This window comes from Pseudoxanthomonas mexicana, assembly GCF_010093385.1.
GTDB classification, from domain to species: domain Bacteria; phylum Pseudomonadota; class Gammaproteobacteria; order Xanthomonadales; family Xanthomonadaceae; genus Pseudoxanthomonas_A; species Pseudoxanthomonas_A mexicana.
This window is the reverse complement of sequence record NZ_PDWV01000009.1, coordinates 1-14044: the sequence shown is the minus strand read 5'-3', so window position 1 is coordinate 14044 and position 14044 is coordinate 1. Positions and strand designations below refer to the sequence as shown.

Genomic DNA, 14044 nt, shown 5'->3' with positions numbered 1-14044 from the left:
CGCCGCGCACCGCCTTGTGAATGACGGATCGCGTCACGCCCCGCGTCAGTGGCTTGGCTCGAGGTTCTCGATGGTCTGCATGTGCGAAGACAGCAGGCCTAGACCAGCATGTACTTCCAGATCGTCGAACTGCGTGGTCGACGTCACGCGTACGGTCGCGCGCATGCGCGGTTCGGTATCCAGGTAGCAATCCTTGCATCGCTGGATCGTCAGGATCTTCAGCGTGGATCCCGCTGGAAAGCGCGTCCTGGAGATCACCTCGGGGCCATCGAATCCCGGCGGCTGGACGATCGTGTAGATGCTGGGCGAAGGACCGTAGTTCCGGTCCATGCTTACCCGATACACCGTCATGTCCGATGTGGTGCGGTACTCGGTCCCGACATACATCGAGTACTTCGGATCATTGCTGACGTCTTCGTAGCTGACCATGTAGCAGCCTGCCAACAAGCACGTTGCCAGTAAGGCAATGAATCGATTTCTCATGGATACCCTGTAGTCGTAGAGTTCGGGTCGGTGCGTCGCACCAGTGACGCGCGTCATGTCGATGGCGGGCCAGGGCCCGCCCTACGGCATGGGTGAGGTCGCCCGCTCCAGCTCCGACAAGCGCACCACCACATACGCCAGCAGCGCCACGGCGAAGCCCTGCAGTGTTTCGATGATGGTGCGGTAGACCTCCAGCACCCAGCGCTCGGTGGTCAGCGCGATGATCCTTGCCTTGTCCTTGTCCATCCGCGCCCACTGGAGCCATCCAGGACAATGGCGTCGAACGCGCCGCAACGCGCCCGTGTGGTGAACAGCTACAGCTCACGCCGGCCCCATCGCCCGCCGCCGCACGCCGCTCCGCCATTCCCGCTGCTCGCGGACATAGCCGCTGCGTTCCAGCCAACGGAAGATCGAACGCACGGTGACGACGGGATAGTCGCCGGAGAGCCGGGTGGCGACCGAGTGGTCGGTGAAGTCGGTGTTCGCCGAGAACAACCCGCCCAGCACGCGCTTGGAGTAGGCGATGTGCACCGTGTCCGCCACGAAGCCATCGCCGCGGGCGAAGGCGTAGGCGCTGCGGCGATCGTAGATCCCGCGGTCGGCGAGCGCGGCGGCCATCACTTCCACGATCCAGGCGGTCGAGTTCTGGTAGTCCTCGCTGCCGGGCCGGGCGATCAGGTTGTAGCGCGGGTGGTGCAGGCTGTGGCGCGGCATCTGCTGCAAGCGCACCGCCAGCCGGTCGGCGACCTCGGGAGCGAACCACACGATGCGCAGGTCCTGGTTCACCAGGTCGTCGGCGAAGAAATTCACCAGCCCCTGCGCGTACAGGCCGGAGCGGTCGCTGCCGCATTCGTTGAGCAGGTGCACGACCGTCCAGCGTCCGTGCGCGTGGTCGCGCACTGCGAACCCGGCATGGCTGTAGACCAGGCCCTGCTTCGACAGGTCGTTCCCCACGCGCGCGATCAGGGCGACCGGTGCGTCCACCTCGTCCAACTGCTGCGCGGCCAGCAGCGCGGTACGCGCGGCCTCGGCCACCTTGTACGGGGGCATCTCCATCTGCTTGCAGGCATCGCCCGCGCGTGCCGTCCCCGGCAGCGCGAGGATGAAGATGAAGAACACCGCGAGTGCGCGCATCGCCCGCTCACCAGCCGTAGCGATGGCTGTGGATGTGCGGTCGGGCGGCGTCGTTGGCGATGAAGCACAGCGCTTCACCGGCCGCACTGAGGATCCAGCCCGTCGACACGGCCGCGACACTGATCGCCGTGCCCACCGCGATGCCGAGCCGCTTGATCGCTTCCGCGCTCAGATAGACCACGAACGAGGCCGCGCCCACCACACCCGCCGCCGCGACGGAGACCGTCACCGCCACGCTGCCGGCCACCACCGCCACACCGGTGACCACCGCCGAGGCGCCATGGCCTAGGGCATGGATCCCCGCCACCGGCACTTCGATGGACGCCTCCAGGCTGGCCTGCGACATCCGGCTGGCGCCTTCGGACTGCGGCGCGGCATGCGCGGGGAGGGTCACGCCCCCGAGAAGACGGTGGCCAGGGCGAGGGTCAGCGAGCGGACGATCAGGCGGGGCATGCGGGTTCCTCCAGGGTGTCGCAGCCTTGTCGCGGCACGCCGGGCGGTTCAACCGGCATCGACGAGGTAAGCTCCCGCGCAACACCCGGTATAGGAATGCGCTACCGATGGCCGTCTCGGTGGACCTGATCGATGCCCTGAAGCGCTGCCTGCGCGCGCAGGAACTGACCTATCGTGAACTCGCCGCCCGCATCCGCATGAGCGAGGCGGCGGTCAAGCGCATGTTCTCCCGGCGGGCGATGAGCCTGCAGCGGCTGGAGCAGATCTGCGAGGTGCTGGATGTCGGTCTGGCCGAACTCAGCGCCGAGGCCTCGCGCGGGCGCAAGGCGATGGCGCAGCTGAGCGAGGCGCAGGAACAGGCGTTGGTGGACGACCCGCGGCTGCTGATGGCGCTGTTCCTCACGCTGAACCGCTGGCGCGAGGACGACGTGATGGGCCACTTCGGCTTCACGACGGCGCAGTGGACCGGGCTGCTGGTGAAGCTGGACCGGCTGGGCATCATCGAACTGATGCCGGGCAACCGCGGTCGCGCGCTGACCGCCCGCAACTTCCGCTGGCGCGCCGACGGGCCCATGGAGCGCTACTTCCGCCACACCCTGCTGACCGACTACTTCGCCGACCCCTTCGACGGCGAGCAGGACGCGCTGCTGCTGCTCAGCGGCAGCCTGAGCATCGACGGGGTGAAGCAGCTGCGCCAGCGGCTGGAGGAAGTGGCGCGCGAGTTCGACGCCCTGCTGGCCCGGGACGCCACGCTGCCGGCGGAAGACCGGGTGGGCGTCAGCCTGGTGCTGGCGCAGAAACCCTGGCTGCTGCAGCTGTTCAATCCCTACCGGCGCTCGCGCGAGGCGTAGGCGCCGGGGCGGAGATCGGGCTCGGAAGGTGATCGACGGCCCTGTTTGCTCCATCGATCGCCCGGCGCGCCCCATCGATCGCGCTCTGAGCCCCATCGATCGCCTTCCGAGCCCGATCGATGGGGCTCCCACAGTGATCGATGGAGCTCCAAGGGCGATCCATGGCTTTCGGAGCCCCATCGATGGCGCTTTTCGCTCCATCGACCACCCGTCGCGCCGCATCGATCGCGCTCCGAGCCCGATCGATCGCCCTCGGAGCTCCATCCTTTGCGCCCGGAACCCCGTCCACGCCTCGCAAAGCCTTGTAGGGCGGTCGTTCTCTGGTCGCGCTGAGAAAGAAGCGTCCCTGCGCCAGCGTCAGTGATGACCGCCCGTCGACGTTCTCCTCGTCTGAGGGACAAGACATTGGTATCATTTTGGTCTCACTTTTCGAGGGTGGCGCATGAACGCAGCGGTCGATGTTTTCAAACGCAACGAATTCCAGGGCAGTTCGCTGGACGCATTGAACGCCTGGGTTGCGGAAGTCGCCGCGCTCGCCCAGCCGGACCACATCCACTGGTGCGACGGCAGCGACGCCGAGAACGCGCGGCTGACCCAGCAGATGCTGGCCGACGGCACGCTGCTGCCGTTGAACCCGGAAACCCACCCCCACAGCTGGCTGCACCGCTCCAGCCCGAGCGACGTGGCGCGGGTGGAGCACCTGACCTTCGTCTGCACCCCGCAGCAGGAAGACGCCGGCCCCAACAACCACTGGATGGCCCCGGCCGAGGCGCACGCGAAGATGGATGCGCTGTTCGCCGGCTGCATGCGCGGACGCACGCTGTACGTGATCCCCTCCTGCATGGGCCCGATCGACTCGCCGCTCTCGCGCTGCGGCGTGGAGATCACCGATTCGCCGTACGTGGTGGCGAACATGCGCATCATGACCCGCATGGGCGCGGCCGCGTTGGCGCGCATCGAGCGGGAAGGGACCTTCGTGAAGGGGCTGCACTCCACCGGCGAGCTGGACCCGGACCGCCGCTTCATCATGCACTTCCCCGAGGAGCTGACCATCAAGAGCTTCGGCTCGGGCTACGGCGGCAATGCGCTGCTGGGCAAGAAGTGCCACGCCCTGCGCATCGCCTCGCACCAGGCGCGGCAGGAAGGCTGGCTGGCCGAGCACATGCTGATCGTCGGCATCGAGAACCCGCAGGGCGAAACGCACTACATCGCCGCCGCGTTCCCGTCCGCCTGCGGCAAAACCAACCTGGCCATGCTGATCCCGCCGGAGGGCTACCGCCAGGCCGGCTGGAAGGTGTGGACGATCGGCGACGACATCTGCTGGATGCGTCCCGGCGCCGATGGGCGCCTGTATGCGATCAACCCGGAAGCCGGCTTCTTCGGCGTGGCGCCCGGCACCTCGGACAGCTCCAACCCGAATGCGCTGGCCACCATCAGCCACCACACCATCTTCACCAACGTCGCCGTCACCGACGACCAGGAGCCGTGGTGGGAAGGGCTGGACTCGCGCACGCCCGCGCTGGACTGGCAGGGCCGCAAGTACGACCCGGCCAATGGCCCGGCCGCACACCCGAACTCCCGCTTCACCGTCTCCGCGCGGCAGTGCCCGAGCTATTCGGCCAAGGCCGAGGATCCGCAGGGCGTGCCGATCAGCGCGATCGTTTTCGGCGGACGCCGCGCCTCGCTGGTGCCGCTGGTGTTCGAGGCGCGCGACTGGACGCATGGCGTGCTGGTCGGCGCAGCGATGGGCTCGGAAACCACCGCGGCCGCGACCGGCGCGGTCGGCGTGATGCGCCGCGACCCGATGGCGATGAAGCCGTTCTGCGGCTACAACTTCGCCGACTACTTCGCCCACTGGCTGTCGTTCGACCGGGCTGGCGCGAAGCTGCCCAAGAGTTTCCACGTGAACTGGTTCCGCAAGGGTGGCGACGGCAAGTTCCTGTGGCCGGGCTTCGGCGAGAACCTGCGCGTGCTGGAGTGGATGATCCGGCGCGTCGAGGGCAAGGCCGACGCGGTGGAAACGCCCATCGGCCACCTGCCGCGCGCGGAGGACATCAACCTGGACGGCGTGGCGCTGAGCGACGAGGCCCATGAGCTGCTGTTCGGCTTCGATCGCGCCGGCTGGCAGGCCGAGTTCGCCAGCCTGGGCGAGTACCTGCAGGAATTCGGCGCCCGCACCCCGCAGGCGCTGAAGGACGAGCAGCAGCGTATCGCCGCCCGCCTGGCCGGCTGATTCCCCGCCTCGCGCATCGCTTCCTGCGCTGCCCCGCGTGCGTCCCGGACGCCGCGGGGCTTTTTTCGCGCGGCGTCGGGTGCGGGGTCTGGGATAATGCCGGCGTTCGTTCCCATCGAAGGCCGACATGACCCAGATCCTCCGCATCGCGATGGCGCAGTTCGACTTTCCGGTCGGCGCGGTGGCGCAGAACAGCGACAACATCCGCCGCATGATCGCCGAGGCGCGCGACGAGTACGGGGCCGACGTGGTGCTGTTCCCCGAACTGGCAGTCAGCGGCTATCCGCCGGAAGACCTGTTGCTGCGGCCGCGCTTCCTGGCCGACTGCGAGACCGCACTGTCGGAGATCGCGGCCACCACGCACGGCATCGTCGCCGTGGTGGGCGGGCCGCAGAGCGCGGGCAGCGTGGTCTACAACGCGGCCAGCGTGCTGCGTGACGGGGTGGTCGAGACCACCTACCGCAAGCGCGAGCTGCCCAACTACGCGGTATTCGACGAGCGCCGCTACTTCGACGTGGACCCGGACGGGGGCGCCTGCACGTTCGAGGTGAAGGGCGTGCCGCTGGGCCTGGTGATCTGCGAGGACCTGTGGTTCCCCGAGCCGCTGGCCGACACCGCCAGCGCGGGTGCCGTGATGACGCTGGTGCCCAATGCCTCACCGTTCGACCGCGACAAGCACGCGCAGCGCGATGCGCTGATCGCCGAACGTACGCGCGAGACCGGCATGGCGCTGGCCTACCTCAACATGGTGGGCGGTCAGGACGCGGTGGTGTTCGACGGCGCATCGGTGGTGGCGGACGGTGATGGCGTCGTGCACCCGGCGGCGGCGGCGTTCACCGACCAGTGGCTGGGGGTGGATTTCGACGCGGCCGCGCGGAAGTTCAGTCCCGTGGTGTGGATGGACGACGGCGACGAGAGCCGCGACGCGCTGGCCTGGCGCGCCATCGTGCGCGGCATTCGCGACTACTGCGGGAAGAACGGCTTCTCGAAGGTGTGGCTGGGCTTGTCCGGTGGTATCGATTCGGCGCTGGTGCTGGCGCTGGCGGTGGACGCGCTGGGCGCGGAGAACGTCACCGCGGTGCGGCTGCCGTCGCGCTATACCGCGGGGCTGTCCAACGACCTGGCCGCCGAGCAGTGCGCGGCACTGGGCGTGAAGCTGGAAGCCATCTCGATCGAGGCGCCGTTCAAGGGTTTCCTCGAAGCGCTCGGTCCGGTGTTCGGCGACACGCCCGCCGACACCACCGAGGAGAACCTGCAGTCGCGCAGCCGCGGCGTGATCCTGATGGCGCTGAGCAACAAGTTCGGCGGCCTGCTGCTGACCACCGGCAACAAGAGCGAGTACGCGGTGGGCTACGCCACCATCTATGGCGACATGTGCGGCGGCTACGCACGATCAAGGATCTGTACAAGACGGAGGTGTTCGCGCTGGCGCGCTGGCGCAACACCGTGGGCGGCGCGCCGGTGATCCCGCCGGCCGTGATCGAGCGCCCGCCGTCGGCCGAACTGCGCGAGAACCAGAAGGACCAGGACTCGCTGCCGCCGTACGACGTGCTGGACGCCATCCTGTTCCGCTACGTGGACCTGGAGCAGTCGCGCGACGAGATCGTCGCCGCCGGCTTCGACGCCGCCACCGTGGACCGCATGCTGCGGCTGGTGCGCATCAACGAGTGGAAGCGCCACCAGGCCGCGCCCGGACCGAAGGTCTCGCGTCGCGCGTTCGGCCGCGAGCGCCGCTACCCGATCACCAACAAGTACGCGCTGTGAGCGCCGCCGGGCGCTGGAGACCGGAATGACAAGGAAGAAAAAGCGTTCACCGCATCGCGACCGCCCTGCGGCGCCCACGCCGCGTCCGGCCACGCCACCGGACAAGGTGATGCTGGCGCTGGCGGCGCTGGGGCTGCTGATCACCGGCTACCTGGCCTGGACGGCGGGGAGCGGGTCGCCCTCTGCGTTCTGCGGCGCCGATGGGGGGTGCGATGCGATCCAGCGCAGCGGCTGGTCCACGCTGCTGGGCCTGCCGATGGCATTATGGGGCTTCGGCCTGTATGCGGTGGTCGCGTGGGTGTCGCTGTCGCGCAAGGCGTCACCGCTGCTGCGGTGGCAGCGGCAGTGGCGGCTGGTGCTGCTGGGGCTGGCGATCAGCGTGTACCTCACCGCGGTGGGGGCTGTGGCGCTCGACGCCTTCTGCATCGGCTGCCTGGCTTCGCTGGCGGTACTGGCGGCGATGTTCGGCTGGCTGCAGCTGCGCCACCCCGTGTCCGCGCCCGGCCAGCCCTGGAAGCGGTGGTGGGTGGTGCAGGCGTTGCCGGTACTGCTTGTCGTGGCTGTCCTTCACGTGCACCAGAGCGGACTGCTGCACCAGCGTCCGGAAAGCCGTCGTGCGGCGGCACTGGCCCAGCACCTGTCCGATTACGGCGCCAAGTTCTATGGCGCGTCATGGTGCGTGGAGTGCCGGCAACAGAAGCGCCGCTTCGGCCATGCGGCGGACCGGCTGCCCTATGTGGAGTGCTCGCCCGGCGGGCGCAGCACGCCGATGACGTCGACATGCGCGGCGGCCGGGGTGACCGTGTTCCCCACCTGGGGGATCGACGGCATCCAGCACAACGGCGTGCTCGAACCGCAGCAGCTGGCGGTACTGACGCGCTTCGACTGGGACAGGGCCGGCGCGGCCGAATGACCCCGCCCCGAAACGAAGAAAGGGCCCGAAGGCCCTTTCTTCCGGACGACCGCGCTGGGCTCAGTCGTCGTTGCGGCGTTCGGCGGTGTTGATGGACTTCTCGCCGGCGAACGGGTTCAGGCGACGCACCATCCACGGATAGTCCGGCCACTTGCCGGCCAGCCAGGGGTGCTGCGGGTCGTTCAACTCCAGCACGCGCCGGGCATCCGCGGCCAGGGCTTCGTTGCCCAGGCGGGTGTAGGCCTCGGCCAGCACGGCGACGGCGTCGTTCTGGTGCGCGCTCTGCGGATAGGTTTCCAGCAGGTACTTGGCGCGGCTGGCGGCCGACACGTAGGCGTCGCGGCGCAGGTAGTAGATGGCGGTGTCCAGTTCGTGCAGGGCGAACTGGTTGCGCAGGGCCAGCATGCGCTGGCGGGCATCGGCGGCGTAGCGGCTGTTGGGGTAGTTCTCGGCCACGCGGTTGAAGTCGTTGTAGCCCTGCATCGGCGTGGCCAGGTCGCGGCGGCTGGCATCCAGGCGCCACACCTTCTGCAGGAACACCGTGTCGCGGTTGGAGTTGGCCAGCCCGCGCAGGTAGTACATGTACGGGATGTTGCGATGCGTGGGGTAGGTGCGGATGAAGCGGTCGATGGTGGTCACCGCGTCGTCCAGCTTGCCGGCCTTGTACTCGGCATAGGCCGTTTCCATCAGCGCCTGCTCGGTGTAGGGGCCGTAGGGATACTGGGCGATCAGGCGGCGGAAGCTGGTCAGGCCGCGGTCCCAGTTGTTGTTGGCCATGGCCTGGTGCGCTTCCTGGTACATCACCTCGACCGGCTGGTTCTCAGGTGCTTCCTTCTTCTTGAAGATCTTGCCGCAGCCGGTCCCGGCGAAGGCGATCGCCAGTGCCAGCAGGACCAGACGGGCGGACGCGGAGGGGCGGGTAAGGCGGGGAAGGGCACGCTGGGTCATGGGCTGGCGGCAGGCCGCGGCAGGGAAACAGGCTGTCGATGATAGCCTAGGCGCCGCCTTCGCCATGAACAATCGGCCAATACGGACCGGCGGCATGGCCTTCCTGGACGTTTTTCCGCATGACCGAACCCGATTCCCCCGATTCCTCCGACACCCCGCGCACGGCCGTCGTGCCCGCCAGCGCCGCCGGCCGGCGCTTCGCCGCCGCGCTGGCGGAGCTGTTCCCCGAGTTCTCCCGCTCGCGCCTGACCGAGTGGATCAAGTCGGGCAATGCGCTGCTGGATGGCCAGGTGGTGCGCCCGCGCGACCCCGTGCGCGGCGGCGAGACCGCCAGCCTGGACGTGGTGCTGGATACCCAGACCCACGCCGAGCCGGAAGACATCCCGCTGGACATCCTGTACGAGGACGAGCACGTCTTCGTGCTGGACAAGCCCGCCGGACTGGTGGTCCATCCCGGTGCCGGCAATCCCACCGGCACGCTGGTCAATGCGTTGCTGTTCCGCGACCCGTCGCTGTCGGCCCTGCCGCGCGCGGGCATCGTGCACCGGCTGGACAAGGACACCTCGGGCGTGATGGTGGTGGCGCGCACGCTGCCGGCGCACACCTCGCTGGTGGCGCAGCTGGCCTCGCGCGACGTGCATCGCCAGTACCTGGCGATCGTGGTGGGCGCGATGGTCTCCGGTGGCACCGCCAATGCGCCGATCGACCGCCACCCGCGCGACCGGCTGAAGATGGCCGTGCGCGAGGATGGCCGCGACGCCGTCACCCACTACCGCCTGCGCGAGCGCTTCCGCGCGCACACCGCGCTGGAGTGCAGGCTGGAGACCGGGCGCACGCACCAGATCCGCGTGCACATGGCGCACATCAAGTACCCGATCGTCGGCGATCCGCTGTACGGCGGCCCGCTGCGCCTGCCGAAGGGCGCCACCGACGAACTGATCGCGGTGCTGCGCGGCTTCCGCCGTCAGGCCCTGCATGCCGAGACGCTGGAGTTCGCCCATCCGGTCAGCGGTGAACCGGTGCGCGTTACGGCGCCGGTGCCGGCCGACATGCTGGCGCTGCTGGCGGCCCTGCGCGCGGACACGCAGGCGCAGCGCAAGTGAATCGTGCGCCCGTCGTGCAGGCCGCCTGGCCCGCGCCGCGGGGCGTGCACGCGTTCACCACGTTGCGCCATGGCGCGGGCGTGTCGCAGGCGCCGTTCGACCACTTCAACCTGGGCAACAAGTACGCGGCCGACGGCGATGATCCGGCCACGGTGGCGCGCAACAGCGCGCAACTGGCCGAACTGGCCGGCCTGCCGTCGGCGCCGCACTGGCTGAAGCAGGTGCATGGCACCGATGTCGTGCGCGTGGACGGACGCCCGGACCGCGATGCGCCCGAGCCCGTCGCCGACGCGCTGGTCACGACGACGCCGGGCGTGGTGCTGGCCATCCTCACCGCCGACTGCCTGCCGGTGGTGTTCGCGGCGAAGAACGGCCGCGAGATCGCCGCCGCGCACGCCGGCTGGCCGGGGCTGTCGAAGGGCATGCTGGAGGCGACGCTGGCGGCCATGCGCACACCGGCCGCGGACCTGGTCGCGTGGATCGGACCGGCGGCCGGGCCCCGGCGCTACGAAGTCGGCAAGAACGTCTTCGACGCCTTCGTCTCGCACGATGCGGGCGCGGCTGCGGCGTTCGTGGCGACGCGTCCGGGCCATTGGCTGGCCGACCTGCCTGCGCTCGCGCGTCGCCGCCTCGTCGCGCGCGGCATGCGGCCGGAGGACATCCATGGCGGCGATCTCTGCACGATCAGCGAACCCGACCGTTTCTTCTCCCATCGCCGCGACGGCCGCAGCGGCCGCATCGCCACGCTGGCGTGGATGCAGCCGTAAGCCCGTTGTTCGCAGCATTACTGGGGCCGGCGTTCGCCACGCTGCCGGAACCGGTGCGCGCGCTGCATGTCGCGCAGGGACTGAAGCGGTACGTCGGCGAGGTGCAGGTCGAACGCGGATCGGGCCTGCTGTCGCGACTGGTCGCCGCGGCCACGCACCTGCCACCCGCGGGCGCAGGCCCACTGTGCGTCGAGATCGACGCATCGCCGGACCACGAACGCTGGATTCGCTACATCGGCGGCCGCGCCATGCCCTCGCGGTTGTGGCGCGGGGGTGACGTGCTGTGCGAAAGCTTGGGCGTGGCGACGTTCGGGTTCCACCTGGAGGTCGTCAACGAGGCGATAGTCTGGCGCGTCGTCCGAGTCGGCGTGTTCGGCGTGTCGCTGCCGCCCCGCTGGTTCACCGGCGTCGGCGCGCGCGAATTCGCCGAGGACGCGCGCTACCGGTTCGAAGTCTGGGCGTCGTTGCCGCGGGCGGGTTTGCTGGTGCGCTACCGGGGATGGCTGGATGCCGGATGAGCTGCCACGTCCTGATGGCTCCGTCATCGTCTTCGACGGCATCTGCGTGCTGTGCAACGGCTGGGTGCGTTTCCTGCTGAAGCACGACCGTGAGGGCCGCTACCGTTTCGCGGCGATGCAGACGGACGCGGGTCGCGCGTTGCTGGCGGGGCATGGACTGGATCCTGACGACCCCGCGTCGTTCCTGCTGGTCGACGGCGAGCGCGCGTGGACCGACAGCGACGCCATCCAGCGCGTGCTGACCGGCCTGGGCGGAGCATGGTGCTTGGCGGGCGTGATCGCGTGGGTGCCGCGTTTCGTGCGCGATCCGGTATACCGGTGGATCGCGCGCAATCGCTATCGCCTGTTCGGCACCACCGCGTGCCATGTGCCGACGGAGGAGGAGCGCGCGCGGTTCCTGTAGCGTGCGCCACGCGCACGACGCCGTGCGTCCGCAATACCGGGGCCGTGCGCATGGCGCACGCGACACAACCGTCATCCCGGCCTGCGCCGGGACGACGTCTGTCCAACTCAGAACGTGTAGCGCACCCGCGTGTAGTAGTACGCGCCGTTGCTGCCGATGGGTGACAGCACGTCGTAGGGCAGGTTGCCGAAGTAGGAGATGTCCGCGCTCGACAGGTCCGGGTACTCGTCGGTCAGGTTCAGGCCGCCGAGGGCGACGCTCCACTTCGGCGACACGCGGTACTCGACTTCCGCATCCAGTTGCCACTCGGCGCCATAGGTCTGCTCCGGCTCGAAGCCGCCTCCGAAGTTGAACACGCGCTTGGCGCTGCCGTGGCGGCTCACGCGGCCCAGCAGCGACCACTGCGTGGTATCCCAGCTGGCGGTGAAGGTGCCGCGCGTGCGCGGGGCGGCGTCGGTCAGCGTGTTGCTTTCCTCCACGCCGAACAGCACGTAGCCGGGGTCGATGGCGAGCAGTTCGGCCGGCGTGGTCGCGATGTTCTTCAATTCCGTCTTGGCGTAGCTGTACGCGCCGGTCAGCAGCAGGTCGCCGTCGCCCAGCGGTTGCCGCCAGTTGGCGACCAGTTCGGCGCCCTCGGTGCGGGTGTCGGCGGCGTTGATGAAGAAGTTGGCGCTCTGCGCGCCGGGCACGCCGAAGGTGTCCAGCACGAAGTCGGTCAGTGCATCACCACCGATGCGTTCGGTGAGGGCCACGCGGTCGTCGATGTCGATGCGGAACACGTCCAGCGACACGTCGAAGTGCTCGCCGATGCGGCTGGTGAAGCCGAGGCTGAGGTTCAGCGATTTCTCGGGGTCCAGGTCCTGCGCGCCGAGCGCCCGGGCGATGGGATTGTTCACCGACAGCAGGCGGCCCTGGGTGAGCTGGCCGGACGCGTCGTAGCCGGTGGAGGTGGATTCGAAACCGATCTGGCTCAGCGACGGGGCGCGGAAGTTGTTCGACACCGAACCGCGCAGGGCGAAGGCAGGCGCGAACTCGTAGCGCGCGGCGAGCTTGCCGGTCAGTTCGCCGCCAAAGTCGTCGTAGTGCTCGTAGCGCGCGGCGATGTCGGTGGTGAACTTCTCGCCCCACTGGCTGCTGAGGCTGGCGTAGACGCTGGACACGGCGCGGTCCAGGTCGGCGGGGTCCTGCGGCGTCAGTCCGCCCCCGGCCTGCGAGCCGGTCGGGCGGTCGGTATAGGGACCGGCTGCGTACGCAGCAGGATCGCCGGCACCCGTTTCGAAAGTCTCGTGCCGGAACTCGACGCCGGTGGCGAAGGTGTGCGCGCCGAACACGCGGCTGATGTCCAGGTTCACCAGGGTCTGGCCGGATTCGTAATCGCCGGTCTTGAAGCGCGTCGGGCTGCTCGGGCCGAGCGAGGCGTTGAGCGAGTTGCGCAGGCGGTAGGTGAATGCGTTGCGGCCGTGGTTGAGGCTGGCGTCGTAGTTCCAGTCGCCCCACTGTCCGCGCACGCCGGCCACACCGGCCAGGTCCAGGTTGTCGCCTTCCGAGATCGGGCGGTAGCCGTTCGGGTAGACCTCCTTCCAGTTCGCCACGCCATCGGGGTAGCGGAAATAGTTGGCGCCTTCGGTATCGCTCTGGTGGTACGTGCCGAACGCATAGAACTCGGCGGATTCGCCCAGCGGCACGGCCGCGTTGAGCCATGCGTTGATGTCGCGCGAGCTGCCGTCCCCCAGCACGTAGTTGCGCTGGCCGGCCAGGGCCAGGTTGTCGGGCGTCTGCTCCTCGAAGAACGGGATCTGGTCGAAGCCGGCGCGATTGGTGCCTTCGCGCTGCTTGTATTCCAGGCCCACGCGGAAGAAGCCGCCGTTGCCGATGCGGTCGCCGACCTGCGCGCTGAAGAAGCCGCTCTGGCCGTCGGTGACGGTCCGGTCGATCGGCTCCACCTTCGTGTGGTGTGCGCCGTAGCTGGCTTCGAAGGCCCCGCCTTCCGGCGCGTCGTTGAGGATCACGTTGATGACCCCGGCCACGGCATCGGAGCCGTACTGCGCGCCGGCGCCGTCGCGCAGCACTTCGATGCGCTTGATCGCGCTGACCGGGATGGCATCGAAGTCCACCGGCGTATTGCCCTTGCCGATCTTGCTGTCGGTGTTGACCAGCGCGCTGGTGTGGCGGCGCTTGCCATTGACCAGCACCAGCACCTGGTTGGGGCTCAGGCCGCGCAGCTGCGCGGCGCGGACATGGTCGGCGCCGCCGGAATTGGACTGGCGCGGGAAGTTCAGCGAGGGCAGCAGCGCCTGCAGCGCGCTGCCGAGCTCGCCGTTGAGCACGCCGGCCTTGCGGATGTCCTCGGCGGTCAGCACGTCGATGGGCGAGGTGGATTCCAGCGCGGTGCGGTCGGTGGCGCGCGTGCCGGTGACGATCACCGCGTCCAGGTCGGTGGCGCCGGCAGGGGCGGTCTGGGCATGGGCGGGGAG

The 14044-nt window shown here is 69.1% G+C and carries 13 protein-coding genes and 1 pseudogene; 8 read left to right on the top strand and 6 right to left on the bottom strand.

What is annotated here, in order from left to right:
• Nucleotides 1-45: 45 nt before the first annotated feature.
• The 4 genes from CSC76_RS05155 to CSC76_RS05140 form a co-directional block, all read right to left on the bottom strand.
• A complete protein-coding gene (locus tag CSC76_RS05155) occupies nt 46-429 on the bottom strand; it encodes a hypothetical protein (RefSeq protein WP_162108966.1) in 384 nt (127 codons plus the stop codon).
• 135 nt (nt 430-564) lie between these two features.
• Nucleotides 565-729 (bottom strand): hypothetical protein, encoded by a 165-nt coding sequence (locus tag CSC76_RS05150; RefSeq protein WP_162108955.1) that lies wholly within the window; start codon nt 727-729, stop codon nt 565-567.
• Nucleotides 730-804: 75 nt separating this feature from the next.
• Complete coding sequence (locus CSC76_RS05145) at nt 805-1617, bottom strand: DUF2145 domain-containing protein (RefSeq protein ID WP_162108965.1); 813 nt, start codon at nt 1615-1617, stop codon at nt 805-807.
• A gap of 7 nt (nt 1618-1624) precedes the next feature.
• Complete coding sequence (locus CSC76_RS05140) at nt 1625-2011, bottom strand: hypothetical protein (RefSeq protein WP_162108964.1); 387 nt, start codon at nt 2009-2011, stop codon at nt 1625-1627.
• A 166-nt stretch (nt 2012-2177) separates the two neighbouring features.
• Between CSC76_RS05140 and CSC76_RS05135 the strand changes: the two genes are divergently transcribed.
• The 4 genes and pseudogenes from CSC76_RS05135 (at nt 2178) to CSC76_RS05120 (ending at nt 7831) form a co-directional block, all read left to right on the top strand.
• The gene (locus CSC76_RS05135; protein ID WP_162108963.1) at nt 2178-2921 is read left to right on the top strand and encodes a helix-turn-helix domain-containing protein; all 744 of its coding nucleotides are present in this window, start codon (nt 2178-2180) and stop codon (nt 2919-2921) included.
• 442 nt (nt 2922-3363) lie between these two features.
• Nucleotides 3364-5154: a phosphoenolpyruvate carboxykinase (GTP) gene (locus tag CSC76_RS05130; RefSeq protein WP_162108962.1), complete on the top strand. Its 1791-nt coding sequence runs from the start codon at nt 3364-3366 to the stop codon at nt 5152-5154.
• A gap of 127 nt (nt 5155-5281) precedes the next feature.
• A pseudogene (locus CSC76_RS05125) lies at nt 5282-6918 on the top strand (NAD+ synthase).
• Nucleotides 6919-6943: 25 nt separating this feature from the next.
• Nucleotides 6944-7831 (top strand): vitamin K epoxide reductase family protein, encoded by an 888-nt coding sequence (locus CSC76_RS05120; protein ID WP_202923488.1) that lies wholly within the window; start codon nt 6944-6946, stop codon nt 7829-7831.
• A gap of 60 nt (nt 7832-7891) precedes the next feature.
• Here the strand turns inward: CSC76_RS05120 and CSC76_RS05115 are convergent, their stop codons facing one another.
• Nucleotides 7892-8779 carry an outer membrane protein assembly factor BamD gene (locus CSC76_RS05115; RefSeq protein ID WP_162108961.1) on the bottom strand — a complete coding sequence of 296 codons (888 nt, stop codon included), beginning with the start codon at nt 8777-8779 and terminating at the stop codon, nt 7892-7894.
• 119 nt (nt 8780-8898) lie between these two features.
• On the opposite strand from CSC76_RS05115, the gene rluD reads away from it, so the two are divergent.
• From rluD to CSC76_RS05095, 4 genes are read left to right on the top strand one after another with little or no spacing between them, the layout of a single operon-like run.
• Nucleotides 8899-9882, top strand: a complete 984-nt coding sequence (gene rluD / locus CSC76_RS05110; RefSeq protein ID WP_162108960.1) for a 23S rRNA pseudouridine(1911/1915/1917) synthase RluD — start codon at nt 8899-8901, stop codon at nt 9880-9882.
• The gene (gene pgeF / locus CSC76_RS05105) at nt 9879-10649 is read left to right on the top strand and encodes a peptidoglycan editing factor PgeF (protein ID WP_162108959.1); all 771 of its coding nucleotides are present in this window, start codon (nt 9879-9881) and stop codon (nt 10647-10649) included. The genes rluD and pgeF overlap by 4 nt, the downstream gene beginning before the upstream one ends.
• 5 nt (nt 10650-10654) lie before the next feature.
• Nucleotides 10655-11167: a DUF4166 domain-containing protein gene (locus tag CSC76_RS05100; protein WP_162108958.1), complete on the top strand. Its 513-nt coding sequence runs from the start codon at nt 10655-10657 to the stop codon at nt 11165-11167.
• Nucleotides 11157-11570, top strand: a complete 414-nt coding sequence (locus CSC76_RS05095) for a thiol-disulfide oxidoreductase DCC family protein (protein WP_162108957.1) — start codon at nt 11157-11159, stop codon at nt 11568-11570. The genes CSC76_RS05100 and CSC76_RS05095 overlap by 11 nt, the downstream gene beginning before the upstream one ends.
• A gap of 107 nt (nt 11571-11677) precedes the next feature.
• On the opposite strand, the gene CSC76_RS05090 is transcribed toward CSC76_RS05095, so the two are convergent.
• A partial coding sequence (locus tag CSC76_RS05090; RefSeq protein WP_162108956.1) for a TonB-dependent receptor plug domain-containing protein occupies nt 11678-14044 on the bottom strand: 2367 nt, incomplete at its 5' end.